General features: G+C 62.8%; 13 protein-coding genes. 11 read left to right on the forward strand and 2 right to left on the reverse strand.

The features are described 5' to 3' along the window. Positions 1 to 23 precede the first annotated feature (23 nt). The gene (locus OMP44_RS19630; protein ID WP_133859823.1) at positions 24 to 2,726 is read right to left on the reverse strand and encodes a [protein-PII] uridylyltransferase; all 2,703 of its coding nucleotides are present in this window, start codon (positions 2,724 to 2,726) and stop codon (positions 24 to 26) included. A 10-nt stretch (positions 2,727 to 2,736) separates the two neighbouring features. Continuing rightward, complete coding sequence (map, locus tag OMP44_RS19635; RefSeq protein WP_280310612.1) at positions 2,737 to 3,519, reverse strand: type I methionyl aminopeptidase; 783 nt, start codon at positions 3,517 to 3,519, stop codon at positions 2,737 to 2,739. A gap of 286 nt (positions 3,520 to 3,805) precedes the next feature. Here map and rpsB point away from each other — a divergent pair, with 286 nt between their 5' ends. The 11 genes from rpsB to lpxD all read left to right on the forward strand — a co-directional run bounded on the left by rpsB (position 3,806) and on the right by lpxD (position 15,305). Further along, positions 3,806 to 4,543: a 30S ribosomal protein S2 gene (gene rpsB / locus OMP44_RS19640; RefSeq protein ID WP_133859821.1), complete on the forward strand. Its 738-nt coding sequence runs from the start codon at positions 3,806 to 3,808 to the stop codon at positions 4,541 to 4,543. Positions 4,544 to 4,674: 131 nt separating this feature from the next. Then, complete coding sequence (tsf, locus tag OMP44_RS19645; RefSeq protein WP_187978696.1) at positions 4,675 to 5,544, forward strand: translation elongation factor Ts; 870 nt, start codon at positions 4,675 to 4,677, stop codon at positions 5,542 to 5,544. Positions 5,545 to 5,736: 192 nt separating this feature from the next. Next, positions 5,737 to 6,480, forward strand: coding sequence for a UMP kinase (gene pyrH / locus OMP44_RS19650; protein ID WP_017639054.1), 744 nt, complete (start codon positions 5,737 to 5,739; stop codon positions 6,478 to 6,480). Next, a complete protein-coding gene (gene frr / locus OMP44_RS19655) occupies positions 6,477 to 7,034 on the forward strand; it encodes a ribosome recycling factor (protein ID WP_133859819.1) in 558 nt (185 codons plus the stop codon). Before pyrH ends, frr begins: the two co-directional genes overlap by 4 nt. 18 nt (positions 7,035 to 7,052) lie before the next feature. Beyond that, the gene (gene uppS / locus OMP44_RS19660; RefSeq protein WP_166655864.1) at positions 7,053 to 7,802 is read left to right on the forward strand and encodes a polyprenyl diphosphate synthase; all 750 of its coding nucleotides are present in this window, start codon (positions 7,053 to 7,055) and stop codon (positions 7,800 to 7,802) included. Further along, on the forward strand, positions 7,802 to 8,617 hold the full coding sequence (locus tag OMP44_RS19665) for a phosphatidate cytidylyltransferase (RefSeq protein WP_273862645.1): 816 nt from the start codon (positions 7,802 to 7,804) through the stop codon (positions 8,615 to 8,617). Before uppS ends, OMP44_RS19665 begins: the two co-directional genes overlap by 1 nt. Next, positions 8,614 to 9,795, forward strand: coding sequence for a 1-deoxy-D-xylulose-5-phosphate reductoisomerase (gene ispC / locus OMP44_RS19670; protein ID WP_280310618.1), 1,182 nt, complete (start codon positions 8,614 to 8,616; stop codon positions 9,793 to 9,795). Before OMP44_RS19665 ends, ispC begins: the two co-directional genes overlap by 4 nt. Before the next feature lie 66 nt (positions 9,796 to 9,861). Continuing rightward, complete coding sequence (rseP, locus tag OMP44_RS19675; RefSeq protein ID WP_273862643.1) at positions 9,862 to 11,214, forward strand: sigma E protease regulator RseP; 1,353 nt, start codon at positions 9,862 to 9,864, stop codon at positions 11,212 to 11,214. A gap of 73 nt (positions 11,215 to 11,287) precedes the next feature. Continuing rightward, on the forward strand, positions 11,288 to 13,690 hold the full coding sequence (gene bamA / locus OMP44_RS19680) for an outer membrane protein assembly factor BamA (RefSeq protein ID WP_273862642.1): 2,403 nt from the start codon (positions 11,288 to 11,290) through the stop codon (positions 13,688 to 13,690). A 38-nt stretch (positions 13,691 to 13,728) separates the two neighbouring features. Continuing rightward, positions 13,729 to 14,232 (forward strand): OmpH/Skp family outer membrane protein, encoded by a 504-nt coding sequence (locus OMP44_RS19685; protein WP_017639048.1) that lies wholly within the window; start codon positions 13,729 to 13,731, stop codon positions 14,230 to 14,232. Next, the gene (gene lpxD / locus OMP44_RS19690) at positions 14,232 to 15,305 is read left to right on the forward strand and encodes a UDP-3-O-(3-hydroxymyristoyl)glucosamine N-acyltransferase (RefSeq protein ID WP_423815027.1); all 1,074 of its coding nucleotides are present in this window, start codon (positions 14,232 to 14,234) and stop codon (positions 15,303 to 15,305) included. Before OMP44_RS19685 ends, lpxD begins: the two co-directional genes overlap by 1 nt. Positions 15,306 to 15,312: the final 7 nt, after the last annotated feature.

Consider the following 15,312-nt stretch of genomic DNA (forward strand, 5'->3'; position numbering starts at 1 on the left):
GTTCGAGGCGTTAGATCAGGGAGCTAGATGCTGATACGACTGAGCGGCGGCGTCTGGCTGTCCGGCTCGCGCAGCTGTTTGATCAGGGCCTGCTGCAGGGCGCTGCAGAGGCCGGGATCCGCCAGCGGACGACCCTCGGCGTCGGTGACGTAGAAGACGTCTTCCACGCGTTCGCCGAGGGTGGCGATCTTGGCGTTGAGTACGGACAGGTCGAAGTCGAGGAAGATCCGCCCCACCCGCGCCAGCAGTCCGGGTCGATCCGGTGCCGTCAGTTCGATCAGGCTCGCCGAGCGCGTGGTGTCGGTGTAGATGTTCACCTGGGGCGAGAAGGCGAAATGCTTGAGCTGGCGGGTCACGCGGCGGTTGATGATGCTCGGGTATTCCTCGGGATGCTTGAGCGCCTCGATCAGGCCGCCGCGGATCTGGGCAATGCGCGCGGGATTGTTGCCGATCGAGCCGCCATCGGTATCCAGCACGATGTAGGTGTCCAGGGTGAACTGGCTGCTGGAGGTGATGATGCGCGCGTCCTGAATGTTCAGGTTGAGCTGGTCCATCACCGCCACGGTCACCGCGAAGAAATCGTGCTGGTCCGCGGCATAGATGAAGATCTGGGTGCCGCCTTCGGAATCGCGCTGGGTGGTCTCGCGGATCAGTACCAGCGGCTCGGCGGTATCGCCATGGCCGAGGATGGCCTCGGTATGCCAGGCGACGTCCAGCGCGGTATGCCGCAGGAAATAGGTGTCGCCCAGCTGCGACCAGAGCTGCTCGGCGTCATCGGCATCGATGCCGCGCCGCATCAGGGTGTCCAGCGCCGATTGCTGGGTGCTGCGGATCTGCTCTTCGCGATTGACCGGATTTTCCAGGCCGCGCCGCAGGGCGCGCTTGGTCTCGGTATAGAGCTGGCGCAGCAGGGTCGCGCGCCAGGAATTCCACAGCGACGGATTGGTCGCGGTGATGTCGGCCACGGTGAGGACGTACAGATAGTCCAGGTGAGTGTGATCTCCGACCGTCAGGGCGAAATCGTGGATCACCTGGGGGTCGGAGAGATCCTTGCGCTGGGCGGTGGTGGACATCACCAGGTGATTGCGCACCAGCCAGCTGACCAGGCGGGTATCCCATTCCGGCAACTGGTGACGGCGACCGAAGGCTTCGACGTCTGCCGCGCCCAGTTCCGAGTGATCGCCCCCCCGGCCCTTGGCGATGTCGTGGTAGAGCCCGGCGATGTAGATCAGCTCCGGCTTGGGCAGCTTGTGGATCACCCGCGTCGCCAGCGGATACTTCTCCGCCAGGACGTCGTAGCTCATCTTGCGCAGATGCTTGATGAGATTGAGGGTATGGGCGTCGACCGTATAGATGTGGAAGAGGTCATGCTGCATCTGGCCGACGATCTGGCCGAATTCGGGCAGGTAGAGCCCCAGCAGCCCGTAGCGATTCATCCGCCGCAGGTTGCGATGGATGCCGGATTCGCTCTTGAGCAGTTCGATGAAGAGGCTGGTGTTGCGGATGTCCTGGCGAAAGGCATCGTCGATGAGGTGACGGCTGTCGCGCAGCAGACGGATGGTGCCGGCACTGGGTCCCTTGATCGCGGGATTCTGCGCCAGCAGCACGAACAGCTCCATCAGCGCGAAGGGGGTGCGCAGGAATACCTGGGGGTGCACCACCTCCAGATAACCGTTGCGGATCTGGAATCTGTTGTTGAGCGGGGTCACCGCGACCGGTACCTGCTCGTCGCGCAGATTCACTTCCTCGAAGTGCTGCATGACCACATCGCTGAGCTGGGACACGTCCATCACCACCCGGTAGTACTTCTGCATGAAGCGCTCTACCGCCAGCTTGGCGTCGTTGTCCTCGTAGCCGAGCAGGCTGGCGATGCGCCGCTGGTGGTCGAACAGCAGCCGATCCTCGGCGCGCCCGGCCAGCATGTGCAGGGCATAGCGGACCTTCCACAGGTATTCCTGCGCCGAGATCAGCAGGCTGCATTCGCTTTCGGTCAGGAAGCCCTGGCCTACCAGCGCCTGCAGGTTGAGGGTGCCGAACTGCCGCCGGGCGATCCACAGCAGCGTCTGGATGTCGCGCAAGCCGCCGGGCGAACCCTTCACGTTGGGTTCGAGGTTGTATTCGGTGTCGTTATACTTGGCGTGCCGCGCACTCTGCTCGGCGCGCTTGGCCAGATAGAAGGCGCGTCCCGGCCAGAGGTGCTCGACACTCGTGGCCGCCAGCATCGCCTGGCGCAGGTGCTCGGGGCCGGCGAGGGTACGGCTTTCCATCAGGTTGGTGATCACCGTCAGGTCGGCCAGGGCTTCGGTGGTGCATTCGCGCAGGGATCTGACGCTCTGCCCCACGGCCAGGCCCACGTCCCACAGCAGGGTCAGGAAGCCCTCGATGGATTCGCGGAAGCGTTCCTGTTCCTCCTCGGCCAGCAGGATCAGCAGGTCGATGTCCGAGTGCGGATGCAGCTCACCGCGGCCATAGCCGCCCACCGCGAGCAGGGCGATGCCATCCTCCGGCCAACTGAAGCGATTCCAGGCGGCGATCAGCATCTGGTCGATGAACCAGGCGCGATCCTCGACCAGCCGGCGCACGCTGCGGCCCGCCATGAAGCGGGCATCGAGAGTGGCGTTCGCGGCCCGGATGAATTTCTTGAAGGCCGCGAGAGGGCTGGCTTTCAGCGAAAGCTCAGCCTGGAACTGACCGGCGTCGAACAACTCCGAATCGACCTGGGGCATGGGCGCTCACTCACGCAGAAACGCGGGGAAAGGTTTCGTCCTTGCGCAGGGTCAGGATCTCGTAACCCTCTTCGGTGACCAGCACCGTGTGTTCCCACTGCGCGGACAACTTGCGGTCCTTGGTGATGGCGGTCCAGCCATCGCCCAGCAGGCGGGTCTCGTAGCGGCCCTGGTTGATCATCGGCTCGATGGTGAAGATCATCCCGGCCTGCAGTTCGAGGCCCGTGCCGGCACGGCCGTAGTGCACCACCTGCGGCTCCTCGTGGAAGCCCTTGCCGATCCCGTGGCCGCAGTATTCGCGAACCACCGAGAAGCCGTTCTTCTCAGCGTGCTTCTGGATCACTTCGCCGATATCGCCCAGCCGCGCGCCGGGGCGCACCAGGTCGATGCCCTTGTAGAGGCATTCCTGGGTGACCTGGCAGAGCCGGTCGGCCCACTCGGGCACGTCGCCCACCAGGTACATCTTGCTGGTGTCGCCGTGGTAGCCATCTTTGATGACGGTGATGTCCACGTTCATGATGTCGCCGCTCTTGAGCGGCTTGTCATTGGGAATGCCGTGGCAGACCACGTGGTTCAGCGAGGTGCAGATGGATTTCGGATAGCCCTTGTAGTTCAGCGGGGCGGGGATGGCCTGCTGCACGTCGACGATGTAGTCGTGGGCCAGCCGATCCAGTTCTTCGGTGGTGATGCCGGGACGCACGTGTTCGTCCAGCATTTCGAGCACTTCGGCGGCCAACTGGCCGGCGATGCGCATTTTGGCGATGTCTTCAGGGGTCTTGAGGATGACGGTCATCGGAAATCTCTAGGTATCACGCCGGGTGTCAGCTTTCGATCCGCTATTCTATCAGAGCCGGCGCCCGCGCTGTGGCTGCCGGCGGTACCCCGGACCTCCGGCATGCGGCAATCGCCGCTGGTGGTATCCGGCAGGGCGTGATATAAAGTCGCGCGCTTTTTCGGGGCTATGCCCTTCAGCGCTCCTAACCCCACACACGCATCGACACGATGACCTGGGTGCTTCCCGATGGGAAGTTGGTCATTGGGATGCGTGGAGGCCCAACCCGACTACGAGGAACATCTAAATGTCTCAAGTCTCCATGCGTGACATGCTGAAAGCCGGCGTGCATTTCGGCCACCAAACCCGTTACTGGAACCCGAAGATGGGTAAGTACATCTTCGGCGCGCGTAACAAGATCCACATCATCAACCTCGAAAAGACCCTGCCGATGTTCAACGAGGCCCTGACCTTCGTTGAGCGCCTGGCGTCCGGCAAGAACAAGATCCTGTTCGTCGGCACCAAGCGCGCCGCCGGCAAGATCGTTCGCGAAGAAGCCGCGCGTTGCGGTCAGCCCTTCGTTGATCATCGCTGGTTGGGCGGCATGCTGACCAACTACAAGACCATCCGTGCCTCGATCAAGCGTCTGCGTGATCTGGAAGTCCAGTCCCAGGACGGTACTTTCGACAAGCTGACCAAGAAAGAAGCCCTGATGCGTACCCGCGACCTCGAAAAGCTCGAGCGCAGCCTGGGCGGTATCAAGGACATGGGCGGTCTGCCGGATGCCCTGTTCGTGGTCGACGTTGACCACGAGCGCATCGCCATCACCGAAGCCAACAAGCTGGGCATCCCGGTCATCGGCGTCGTCGATACCAACAGCAGCCCGGAAGGTGTTGACTACATCATCCCCGGCAACGATGACGCCTTCCGCGCCGTTACTCTGTACCTGAGCAGCGTTGCCGATGCCGTGATCCGTGGCGGCAGCAATGGCGGTGCCAACGAGCAATTCGTCGAAGAACCCGCTGCCGAAGCCGTCGAGGGCTGAGCATTTCGACCCTAGGGTCGAGCGGTTCGACGTGCGAGAAGGGGGCCTAGCCCCCTTTTTGCCTACTGGCGTTTCATTGGCTCCGCCTGCGTGCGGAGTGACCTCGAAACCGATTCAAGAGGATTTCAAACATGGCAGAAATCACTGCAGCCCTGGTCAAAGAACTGCGCGAGCGCACCGGCCAAGGCATGATGGATTGCAAGAAGGCCCTGACCGCTGCCGGTGGCGACATCGAGAAAGCCATCGACGACATGCGTGCCGCTGGCGCCATCAAGGCTGCCAAGAAAGCCGGTAACGTGGCTGCCGAAGGTTCCATCGCGGTCAAGGTCGCTGACGACCACAAGGCTGCCGTCATCATCGAAGTCAATTCCCAGACCGATTTCCTGGCTCTGCAGGACGACTTCAAGGGCTTCGTCGCCGCCAGCCTGGACAAGGCCTTCGCCGAGAAGATGAGCGATGCCGCTCCGCTGATCGCCGCTCAGGAAAGCGCCCGTGAAGCGCTGGTCGCCAAGTGCGGCGAGAACGTCAACATCCGTCGCCTGACCCGTGTCGAAGGCGATGTCGTTGGCGCCTACCTCCACGGTCACCGCATCGGTGTGGTCGTTACCCTGCAGGGTGGCACCGCCGAACTGGCCAAGGAAATCGCCATGCACGTCGCGGCGAGCAATCCTCAGTTCCTGAATCCCTCCCAGGTTTCCGAAGAAGCTGTCGCCAAGGAAAAGGAAATTTTCCTGGCGCTGAATGCCGACAAGATCGCCGGTAAGCCGGAAAACATCGTGGAGAACATGGTCAAGGGTCGTATCAACAAGTTCCTGGCCGAAGCCAGCCTGGTTGAGCAGCCCTTCATCAAGGATCCGGAAGTCAAGGTCGGTGAGCTGGCCAAGAAGGCCGGCGCCGAAATCGTTTCCTTCGTGCGTTACGAAGTAGGCGAAGGCATCGAGAAAGCTGAAGTCGACTTCGCTGCCGAAGTCGCTGCCCAGCTGGCTGCCAGCAAGCAGTAAGACCGGCATCCGCCGTTGACCAGGAGGCCGCCCGCTTCGAGCGCGCGGCCTCTTTGTCAAATTGGAAGGTAGGTCTGATTTCTGCTCTTCCAAGGAGTTTTTTGCCGATTGGAGTGAACGCAACTGCGGTTGCGCTTTCCTATCGCAGGATCAAAATCCCCCGCACATGTTCATCGCCACAGGAGAGAGTGAATGGCACAGCAGATGAGTGGTCGCCAACCCCGTTACAAGCGTATTCTGCTGAAGCTCAGTGGCGAAGCCCTGATGGGAAGTGAAGACTTCGGGATCGATCCGAAGGTGCTGGATCGCATGTCGCTGGAGATCGGCCAGTTGGTGGGCATCGGTGTCCAGGTCGGTCTGGTGATTGGCGGTGGCAACCTGTTCCGCGGTGCGGCGCTGTCCGCCGTGGGTATGGACCGGGTGACCGGCGACCACATGGGCATGCTGGCTACCGTGATGAACGCCCTGGCCATGCGCGACGCCTTGGAGCGTTCCAACATTCCTGCCACGGTGATGTCCGCCATTTCCATGGTCGGCGTGACCGACCAGTACGACCGCCGCAAGGCCCTGCGTCAGTTGAAGGACGGCGAAGTCGTCATCTTCTCCGCCGGTACCGGCAATCCGTTCTTTACCACCGATTCCGCCGCCTGCCTGCGGGCCATCGAGGTCGAAGCCGATCTGGTGCTCAAGGCCACCAAGGTGGATGGTGTATACACGGCAGATCCCTTCAAGGATCCCAACGCCGAAAAATTCGAGCGTCTGACCTACGACGAGGTGCTCGACCGCAAGCTGGGTGTCATGGATCTCACGGCCATCTGTCTCTGCCGTGATCACAACATGCCCTTGCGGGTTTTCAACATGAACAAGCCCGGCGCCCTGCTCAATATCGTGGTGGGCGGAGGTGAGGGCACCCTGATCGAGGAGGGAGCAGCATGATCAACGAGATCAAGAAGGATGCGCAGACGCGCATGACCAAGACCCTGGAAGCCCTGGGCCACGCCTTTGCCAAGATCCGTACCGGACGCGCTCATCCGAGCATTCTGGATAGCGTCATGGTGTCCTACTACGGCAGCGATACCCCGCTGCGTCAGGTGGCCAACGTCACCGTCGAGGATTCGCGGACCCTGGCCCTGAGCGTGTTCGACAAGAGCATGATCCAGGCGGTCGAGAAGGCCATCATGACCTCCGACCTGGGCCTCAACCCGGCCACCGCCGGTACCACCATTCGCGTGCCGATGCCGGCGCTGACCGAAGAGACCCGCAAGGGCTTCACCAAGCAGGCGCGCTCCGAGGCCGAGCAGGCGCGCGTTTCCGTGCGCAACATCCGCCGCGATGCCCTGGCTCAGCTCAAGGATCTGCTCAAGGAAAAGGAAATCAGTGAAGACGAGGATCGTCGCGCTCAGGATGAAGTCCAGAAGCTGACTGATAAATTCGTCGCCGAGGTGGACAAGGCTCTGGAGGCCAAGGAAGCCGACTTGATGGCTGTTTGACAACGGTTGGGATGTAACATGGGCATGAGCAAGCCAGGCAAGGTGGTGCCGCGTCACGTGGCGATCATCATGGATGGGAACAATCGCTGGGCGCGCCGACGGTTGCTGCCGGGCGTCGCCGGTCACAAGGCCGGAGTGGACGCCGTGCGCGCGGTCATCGAGGTGTGTGGCGATGCGGGCGTCGAGGTGCTGACGCTGTTCGCCTTCTCCAGCGAGAACTGGCGGCGTCCGGCCGACGAGGTCGGCGCTCTGATGGAGCTCTTCCTTTCCGCCCTGCGGCGGGAGGCCAAGAAGCTGCACCAGAACGGCATCCGGCTGCGCATCATCGGCGATCGCTCGCTGTTCCATCCGGAACTGCAGGCAGCCATGGCGGAAGTCGAGGCACTCACTGCCCATCACACCCGGTTCGTGCTGCAGATTGCCGCGAACTACGGGGGGCAGTGGGACATCACCCAGGCCGCCCAGCAGCTGGCGCTGCAGGTTCAGCAGGGCACGCTGCAGCCGGGTGAGATCACTTCCGAGCTGTTGCAAGGCCGTCTGGCGACGGCCGACCTGCCACTGCCCGATCTGTGCATCCGCACCGGCGGCGAGAGGCGGGTAAGCAACTTCCTGCTCTGGCAGATCGCCTATGCCGAGCTGTATTTCTCCGACCTGTTCTGGCCGGACTTCAAGCACGAGGCCATGCGTGCCGCGCTGGCCGACTTCGCCACCCGCCAGCGGCGGTTCGGTCGGACCTGCGAACAGGTGGAAGCGGAGCTACGCGCCTAATGTTGAAGCAGCGAGTTATCACGGCGATGGTGCTCCTGCCCATCGCCCTGGCCGGATTTTTCTGGCTGGAAGGGGCGACCTTCGCCCTGTTCATCGGTGCGGTCGTGGTCCTGGGTGCCTGGGAGTGGGCGCGCCTGGCGGGGCTGGAAACCCAGCCGCTGCGTTGCGCCTATGCCGCCGTGATCGCGCTGGCGCTGCTGCTCTGCTGGTGGTTGCCCGGCGGTGCTCATGGTCTGCTGTTCATCAGTCTGGCCTGGTGGCTCTATGCGACCGTGCTGGTGCTTACCTATCCCGACAGCGCCCGGGCCTGGCAGGCTTCCTGGCGGCGTCTGCTGATCGGTCTGGTGGTGCTGGTTCCGGCCTGGCAGGGGCTGATGCTGCTCAAGGTGGCACCGGGTGGCAATCTGCTGATTCTCGAAGTGATGATGCTGGTGTGGCTGGCCGACATCTTCGCCTATTTCTCCGGGCGGGCCTTCGGCAAGCGCAAGCTGGCGCCGGCCGTGAGTCCGGGCAAAAGCTGGGAAGGCCTCTACGGCGGCCTGGCCGCCGCGCTGGTGGCGACCCTGGTGCTCGGCCTGGTGCGTGGCTGGGGGCTGGGTGATCTCTTGCAGGCGCTCATCGGCGCCGCCTGCGTGGTGCTGATCTCCGTGGTCGGCGATCTCACCGAGAGCATGTTCAAGCGCCAGGCCGGACTCAAGGACAGCAGTCAGCTGCTGCCCGGACACGGTGGCGTGCTGGATCGCATCGACAGCCTCACGGCCGCCGTTCCGTTGTTTGCCCTGCTGCTCTGGTGGGCTGGCTGGGGTGTTCAGTGAGTCTCCAGCAGCTTTGCGTGCTGGGTGCGACCGGCTCCATCGGCGCCAGCACCCTGGATGTCGTGGCCCGGTATCCCGATCGCTATCGAATCTTCGCCCTCAGCGGACATCGTCGGCTGAAGGAGCTGGCTGACCTTTGCTGGCGTTTCCAGCCGATCTATGCGGCCGTGCCTGACCAGGCCTCCGCCGAGCAGTTGGCTGGCCTGCTGCAGGATGTCGAGCAGCGCCCCGAGATCCTGGTGGGGGAGGGTGGCCTGGAGGCTATCGCGGCTCATCCGGAGGTCGATACCGTCATGGCGGCGATCGTCGGCGCGGCGGGTCTGAAGCCGACGTTGGCTGCGGTCAAGGCCGGCAAGCGCGTGCTGCTGGCCAACAAGGAAGCCCTGGTCATGAGCGGCGCGCTCTTCATCGAGGCGGTGCAGGCCAGTGGCGCGACCCTGCTGCCCATCGACAGCGAGCACAATGCGATTTTCCAGTGCCTGGTCGATCCGGCGACTCCGGGGTTGGCCCGTAAGGGTGTGCGTCGAATCTTGCTCACGGCCTCGGGCGGTCCGTTCCGTGAGACACCGGCCGAAGAGCTGATCGGCGTGACACCGGACCAGGCCTGTGCCCATCCCAAGTGGTCGATGGGGCGCAAGATTTCGGTGGATTCGGCCACCCTGATGAACAAGGGGCTGGAGCTCATCGAGGCCTGCTGGCTGTTCGAGGCGACGCCGGAGCAGGTCGAGGTGGTTATCCATCCCCAGAGCGTGATCCATTCGCTGGTGGACTACGTGGATGGGTCAGTGCTGGCCCAGCTGGGCAATCCCGATATGCGCACGCCGATCGCCCATGCCCTGGCCTGGCCCGAGCGGATCGACTCCGGTGTTGCGGCGCTGGATCTGTTCGAGATCGGCCGCCTCGACTTCGAGCGGCCCGACGAAGAGCGCTTTCCCTGTCTGCGCCTGGCGCGAGAGGCGGCTCAGGCGGGCGGTTGCATGCCGGCGACGCTCAACGCGGCCAACGAGATCGCCGTCGAAGCCTTTCTCGAAGGGCGGCTGGGCTTCACCGAGATCCCCCTGCTGATCGAAGCGGTCCTCAAGGGTGTCGAGCCCGGTGCGGCCACTGATCTCGCTGCGGTCTTCGCGGCCGACAACACCGCTCGGCGGCTGGCTGGGGAGTGGCTGTCGAGACGCTGATCCCGCGCCTCGACACCTGGCCTGCGAGTCCGCAGAATCTGCACACTGAGGTAGCGGAGGCAGCCAATGTCCATCCTTTATACGATACTGGGAACCCTGATCGCCCTAGGCGTGCTGGTGACCATCCACGAGTATGGCCATTTCTGGACGGCGCGCCGTTGCGGCGTCAAGGTCCTGCGTTTTTCCGTAGGTTTCGGCAAGCCGCTGTTGCGCTGGCACGACCGTCAAGGCACCGAATTCGTGGTGGCCGCGATCCCGCTGGGCGGTTACGTGAAGATGCTGGACGAGCGCGAAGCGCCGGTGGCGCCCGAAGAGCAGCATGCGGCCTTCAATCGCAAGACGGTCCGTCAGCGTATCGCCATCGTCGCCGCCGGACCGATCGCCAATTTCCTGCTCGCCATCCTGTTCTTCTGGCTGCTGGCCATGCTTGGCTCCCAGCAGCCGCGCCCGGTCGTGGGAGCGATCGCGCCCGATACTCCGGCTGCCACTGCGGGCATTCCCGTCGGTGCAGAGTTGACCGCGGTCGATGATGCGGCGGTAGACAGCTGGTCGGCGGTCAATCTGCGGCTGGTCGATCGCCTGGGTGAAAGCGGTCCGCTGCGCCTGAGCTACCGGGTGCCGGGCACCACCGCCGAACAGAGCAGCGTCATCCAGCTCGATGCCTGGTTGCGTGGTGCGGAAGATCCCGATCCGATCCAGGCCCTGGGCCTGAAACCCTGGCGACCGCAGATTCCGGCGGTCTTCGCCGAGCTCGATCCGGCCGGCCCGGCGAAAGCGGCCGGCCTGCAGGCGGGAGACCGCCTGATCGCCCTGAACGATACTTCCATCGGCGACTGGCAACAGGCCGTGGACTGGGTACGGGCGCATCCCGGTCAGCAGGTCAGGCTGACCTATGAGCGCGAGGGCCAGCAACGGGACCTGACCCTGCGCCTGGGCGCGCGGCGCGTCGATTCCACCGAGAGCGGTTACCTCGGTGCGGGTGTGGCCCCGGTCAAGTGGCCAGCGGAAATGGTTCGCGAAATCAGCTATGGACCCGTGGCTGCCGTAGGCGAAGGTATCGGCCGAACCTGGCAGATGAGCGTGCTGACGCTGGTTTCCCTGAAGAAGATGCTCTTGGGAGAGCTGTCGGTAAAAAACTTGAGCGGGCCGATAACCATTGCTAAAGTGGCGGGCGCTTCAGCTCAGTCAGGCCTGGGGGATTTCCTCAATTTTCTGGCGTACCTGAGCATAAGCCTGGGGGTTCTGAATCTGTTGCCTATCCCTGTGCTCGACGGTGGTCATCTGGTCTTCTACTTCGTCGAGTGGATTCGCGGGCGGCCCTTGTCCGAGCGTGTACAGACATGGGGCATGCAGATCGGTATTAGCCTCGTCGTGGGTGTGATGCTGCTGGCCTTGGTCAATGACCTCGGTCGCCTCTGACACTCTGCTGATTGCCGAATCTGCCGCCCAGTGCGGCAGATTCTTTATTTGCCAGTTGGAATAAAAGGGACTCATGAAACGCCTGCTGCTACCTGCGGTAATAGCCGCGCTGATGATCGGCGAGGTACACGCCGAGTCCTTCACCATCTCCGATATCCGCGTCAACGGACTGCAACGAGTATCGTCCGGCAGCGTCTTCGGTGCCCTGCCGCTCAATGTCGGCGAGTCCGTCGACGACAACAAGTTGGCCGAAGCCTCGCGCTCGCTCTTCCGTACCGGATTCTTCCAGGACATCCAGCTGGGTCGTGACGGTAACGTCCTGGTCGTGAACCTGGTCGAGCGTCCCTCCATTTCCAGCATCACCCTGGAAGGCAACAAGGCGATCTCCAGCGACGACCTGATGAAGGGTCTCAAGCAGGCCGGCCTCGCCGAAGGCGAGATCTTCCAGCGTGCGACGCTGGAAGGCGTGCGCAATGAATTGCTGCGCCAGTACGTCGCCCAGGGCCGTTATTCGGCCAGCATCGACGCCGAAGTGGTGCCTCAGCCCCGTAATCGGGTGCAGCTGAAGATCACCATCAACGAGGGCGAGGTCGCGACCATCTCCCACGTCAACGTGGTGGGCAACACGGTCTTCCCCGAAGATGACCTCACCTCGCTGTTCGAGCTCAAGCCGAGCAACTGGTTGTCGTTCTTCCGTAACGATGACAAGTACTCCCGGGAAAAGTTGTCAGGTGACCTCGAGCGCCTGCGCTCCTATTACCTGGATCGTGGCTACATCAACATGGACATCACCTCGACCCAGGTGTCCATCACGCCCGACAAGAAGCACGTCTACATCACCGTCAACGTCAACGAAGGGCAGAAGTACACCGTTCGTGAAGTCAAGCTGTCCGGCGACCTCAAGGTGCCGGAGGAAGAGCTGCGCAAACTGATGCTGGTCCAGCCTGGCCAGGTCTTCTCGCGCAAGGTCATGACCAGCACCTCGGATCTGATCACCCGCCGATTGGGCAACGAAGGCTATACCTTCGCCAACGTCAATGGTCTGCCCGAGCCCCATGACGACGATCACAGCGTGTCCCTGACCTATGTGGTCGATCCGGGCAAGCGTGCCTACGTCAATCGCATCAACTTCCGCGGCAACACCAAGACCGAGGACGAGGTGCTGCGTCGCGAGATGCGTCAGATGGAAGGCGGTTGGGCTTCCACCTATCTCATCGACCAGTCCAAGACCCGCCTCGAGCGCCTGGGCTACTTCAAGGAAGTCAAGGTCGAGACGCCCCAGGTACCGGGCACCGACGACATGGTCGACGTCAACTACAACGTCGAAGAGCAGCCGTCGGGCTCCATCACCGCCAGCATCGGCTTCGCTCAGAGCGCCGGTCTGATCCTCGGTGGTTCCATCAGCCAGAACAACTTCCTGGGCACCGGCAACCAGGTCAGCATCGGTCTGACCCGTTCCCAGTACCAGAGTCGCTACAACTTCAGCTTCACCGATCCCTACTTCACGCCGGACGGCGTCAGCCTGGGCTACAACATCTTCTATCGCAGCACCGACTACAGCAAACTGTACGACAGTGACGTCTCCTACTACTCGATCAACAGCCTGGGTACCGGTGTCACCCTGGGCTATCCGATCAGCGAGACCTCGCGCCTGACCTATGGTCTGAGCGTGCAGAACGACGAGATCAACCCCGGTACCTACAGTGCCGACGAGATCTACGATTTCGTCGAGCGCGAAGGGGACAACTTCACCAACTTCAAGGCCAGCATCGGCTGGTCGAGCTCGACGCTGAACCGTGGCGTCCTGCCGACCCGTGGCGCCTCTCAGAGCATGACCGGCCAGATCACCATCCCGGGTAGCGACCTGAGCTTCTACAAGCTCGACTATCGCGGCCAGCTGTTCACTCCGCTGACCGACACTACGGCGCTGCGCTTCCACACCGAGCTGGGCTATGGCGACAGCTATGGCAGTACCGACGGCCTGCCGTTCTATGAGAACTACTACGCGGGTGGCTTCAACTCGGTACGGGGCTTCGAGGACAGCAGCCTGGGTCCGCGGACTACACCGCCACGAATCAATCCAGCGACTGGTCAGACCAACTATGGGCCTCAGGGGCAGGGTTATCGTGACCGTGATAAGTCAGAGGCATTCGGTGGCAACGTCCTGATCACAGGCGGCGTGGAATACCTCTTCCCTCTGCCGTTCGTGAAGGATCAGAAATCGCTGCGTACCGTGTTGTTCTGGGACGTGGGTAATGTGTTCTCGACGGGCAACTGCTACAAGGCGGCTGATGGCGTCGGCGGTACATCGAATTGCGGAGATATCAGCCTCTCCAACATGGCCAGCTCCGTCGGCGTCGGTGTGACCTGGGTTACAGCCCTGGGCCCGCTGAGCTTCAGCCTGGGCGTCCCGGTCAAGAAGCCGGCCAACTCCGATCCGCAGGTCTTCCAGTTCTCGCTGGGTCAGACGTTCTGACCCAGGCAACACCTTTGCGCTTTACGCAGGAGTCAACTGTGCACAAGTACACTCGTTACGCTCTGTTCGCTGCCGTTCTCGTTGCCGCCCCGGTCTTCGCCGATACCAAGATCGCTGTCCTGAACTACCAGATGGCCCTGCTGGAATCCGATGCCGCCAAGAAGTACGCGGTGGATTCCGAGAAGAAGTTCGGTCCCCAGCTGAACAAGCTCAAGGGGCTGGAAAGCTCCGCCAAGGACATTCAGGACAAGCTCAACAAGGGCGGTGACAAGCTGGCCCAGGCCGAGCGTACCCGTCTGGAGAACGACTTCCGCCAGAAGGCCCGTGACTTCCAGTTCCAGTCCAAGGAACTCAACGACGCCAAGGCCGCCTCGGATCGCGACATGCTCAAGCTGCTCAAGCCGCGCCTGGACAAGGCCGTCGAAGAGGTGCTGAAGAAGGGTGACTACGATCTGGTGCTCGAACGTGGCGCCGTGGTTGACGTGAAGCCGCAATACGACATCACGCGCCAGGTCATCGAGCGCATGAACGCGGGTCGTTGATGAGTCATAGCACCTTTACGCTAGGCGAACTGGCGCAGTGGCTGGAAAGCCGCCAGTTGACCGTGGAATTACGCGGTTCGTCCGAGCGCCTGGTCACCGGTCTGGCTACCCTGCCCGAGGCCGGTCCCGACCAGTTGAGTTTTCTCGCCAATCCGCAGTACCGCCGTTACCTGGCCGATACCCAGGCCGGAGCCGTGCTGCTGACGGACAAGGACGCCGACGGCTATGCCGGCGATGCCCTGATCCTGGCGAATCCCTATCTGGCCTACGCGCGGCTTTCCCACCTGTTCGATCGCAAACCGCGCAGCGCGGCCGGTATTCATCCGACTGCACTGGTCGCGGCTGATGCCCAGGTCGATCCGACCGCGGCCATTGGTCCCTATGTGGTGATCGAGGCGCAGGCGTGCATCGGCGCAGGTGTCAGTCTCGGTGCTCACTGCGTGGTGGGTGCGCGCAGCGTCATCGGCGCCGATAGCTGGCTGGCGCCGCGGGTCACGCTCTATCACGACGTAACCATCGGTGCGCGCGCCGTCGTGCAGTCCGGGGCCGTGATCGGCGCCGAGGGCTTCGGCTTCGCCAACGAGCGTGGCCAGTGGCAGAAGATCGCCCAGCTGGGTGGCGTGCTGATCGGCGACGACGTCGAGATCGGTGCCAATACCACCATCGACCGCGGCGCCCTGGCGAACACGGTCATCAGCGATGGCGTCAAGCTCGACAACCAGATCATGATCGCGCACAACGTCCAGGTCGGTGAGCACACCGCCATGGCCGCCTGCGTCGGCATCTCTGGCAGTACCAAGATCGGCAAACACTGCACCATCGCCGGCGGCGTGGGCATGGTCGGTCATATCGAGGTGTGCGATCACGTGTTCGTTACCGGTATGACCATGGTGACCCGCTCGATTACCGAGCCTGGCGCCTATTCCTCCGGCACGGCCATGCAGCCGGCCGGTGAATGGAAGAAGAGCGCCGCGCGGATTCGTCACCTCGACGACATGGCCCGCCGTCTGCAACATCTGGAAAAAATCGTTGCTACCGTGACCTCGCGGGATGACGCTGCTTCTGATGCTTGATTCTGCA

The organism is Pseudomonas flavocrustae (assembly GCF_029872515.1).
Taxonomy (GTDB): domain Bacteria; phylum Pseudomonadota; class Gammaproteobacteria; order Pseudomonadales; family Pseudomonadaceae; genus Chryseomonas; species Chryseomonas aestiva.

Coding starts and splice junctions, on each gene's coding strand:
- OMP44_RS19630 (WP_133859823.1), bottom strand. CDS start 2,726: ATGCCCCAGGTCGATTCGGAGTTGTTCGACGCCGGTCAGTTCCAGGCT.
- map (WP_280310612.1), bottom strand. CDS start 3,519: ATGACCGTCATCCTCAAGACCCCTGAAGACATCGCCAAAATGCGCATC.
- rpsB (WP_133859821.1), top strand. CDS start 3,806: ATGTCTCAAGTCTCCATGCGTGACATGCTGAAAGCCGGCGTGCATTTC.
- tsf (WP_187978696.1), top strand. CDS start 4,675: ATGGCAGAAATCACTGCAGCCCTGGTCAAAGAACTGCGCGAGCGCACC.
- pyrH (WP_017639054.1), top strand. CDS start 5,737: ATGGCACAGCAGATGAGTGGTCGCCAACCCCGTTACAAGCGTATTCTG.
- frr (WP_133859819.1), top strand. CDS start 6,477: ATGATCAACGAGATCAAGAAGGATGCGCAGACGCGCATGACCAAGACC.
- uppS (WP_166655864.1), top strand. CDS start 7,053: ATGGGCATGAGCAAGCCAGGCAAGGTGGTGCCGCGTCACGTGGCGATC.
- OMP44_RS19665 (WP_273862645.1), top strand. CDS start 7,802: ATGTTGAAGCAGCGAGTTATCACGGCGATGGTGCTCCTGCCCATCGCC.
- rseP (WP_273862643.1), top strand. CDS start 9,862: ATGTCCATCCTTTATACGATACTGGGAACCCTGATCGCCCTAGGCGTG.
- bamA (WP_273862642.1), top strand. CDS start 11,288: ATGAAACGCCTGCTGCTACCTGCGGTAATAGCCGCGCTGATGATCGGC.
- lpxD (WP_423815027.1), top strand. CDS start 14,232: ATGAGTCATAGCACCTTTACGCTAGGCGAACTGGCGCAGTGGCTGGAA.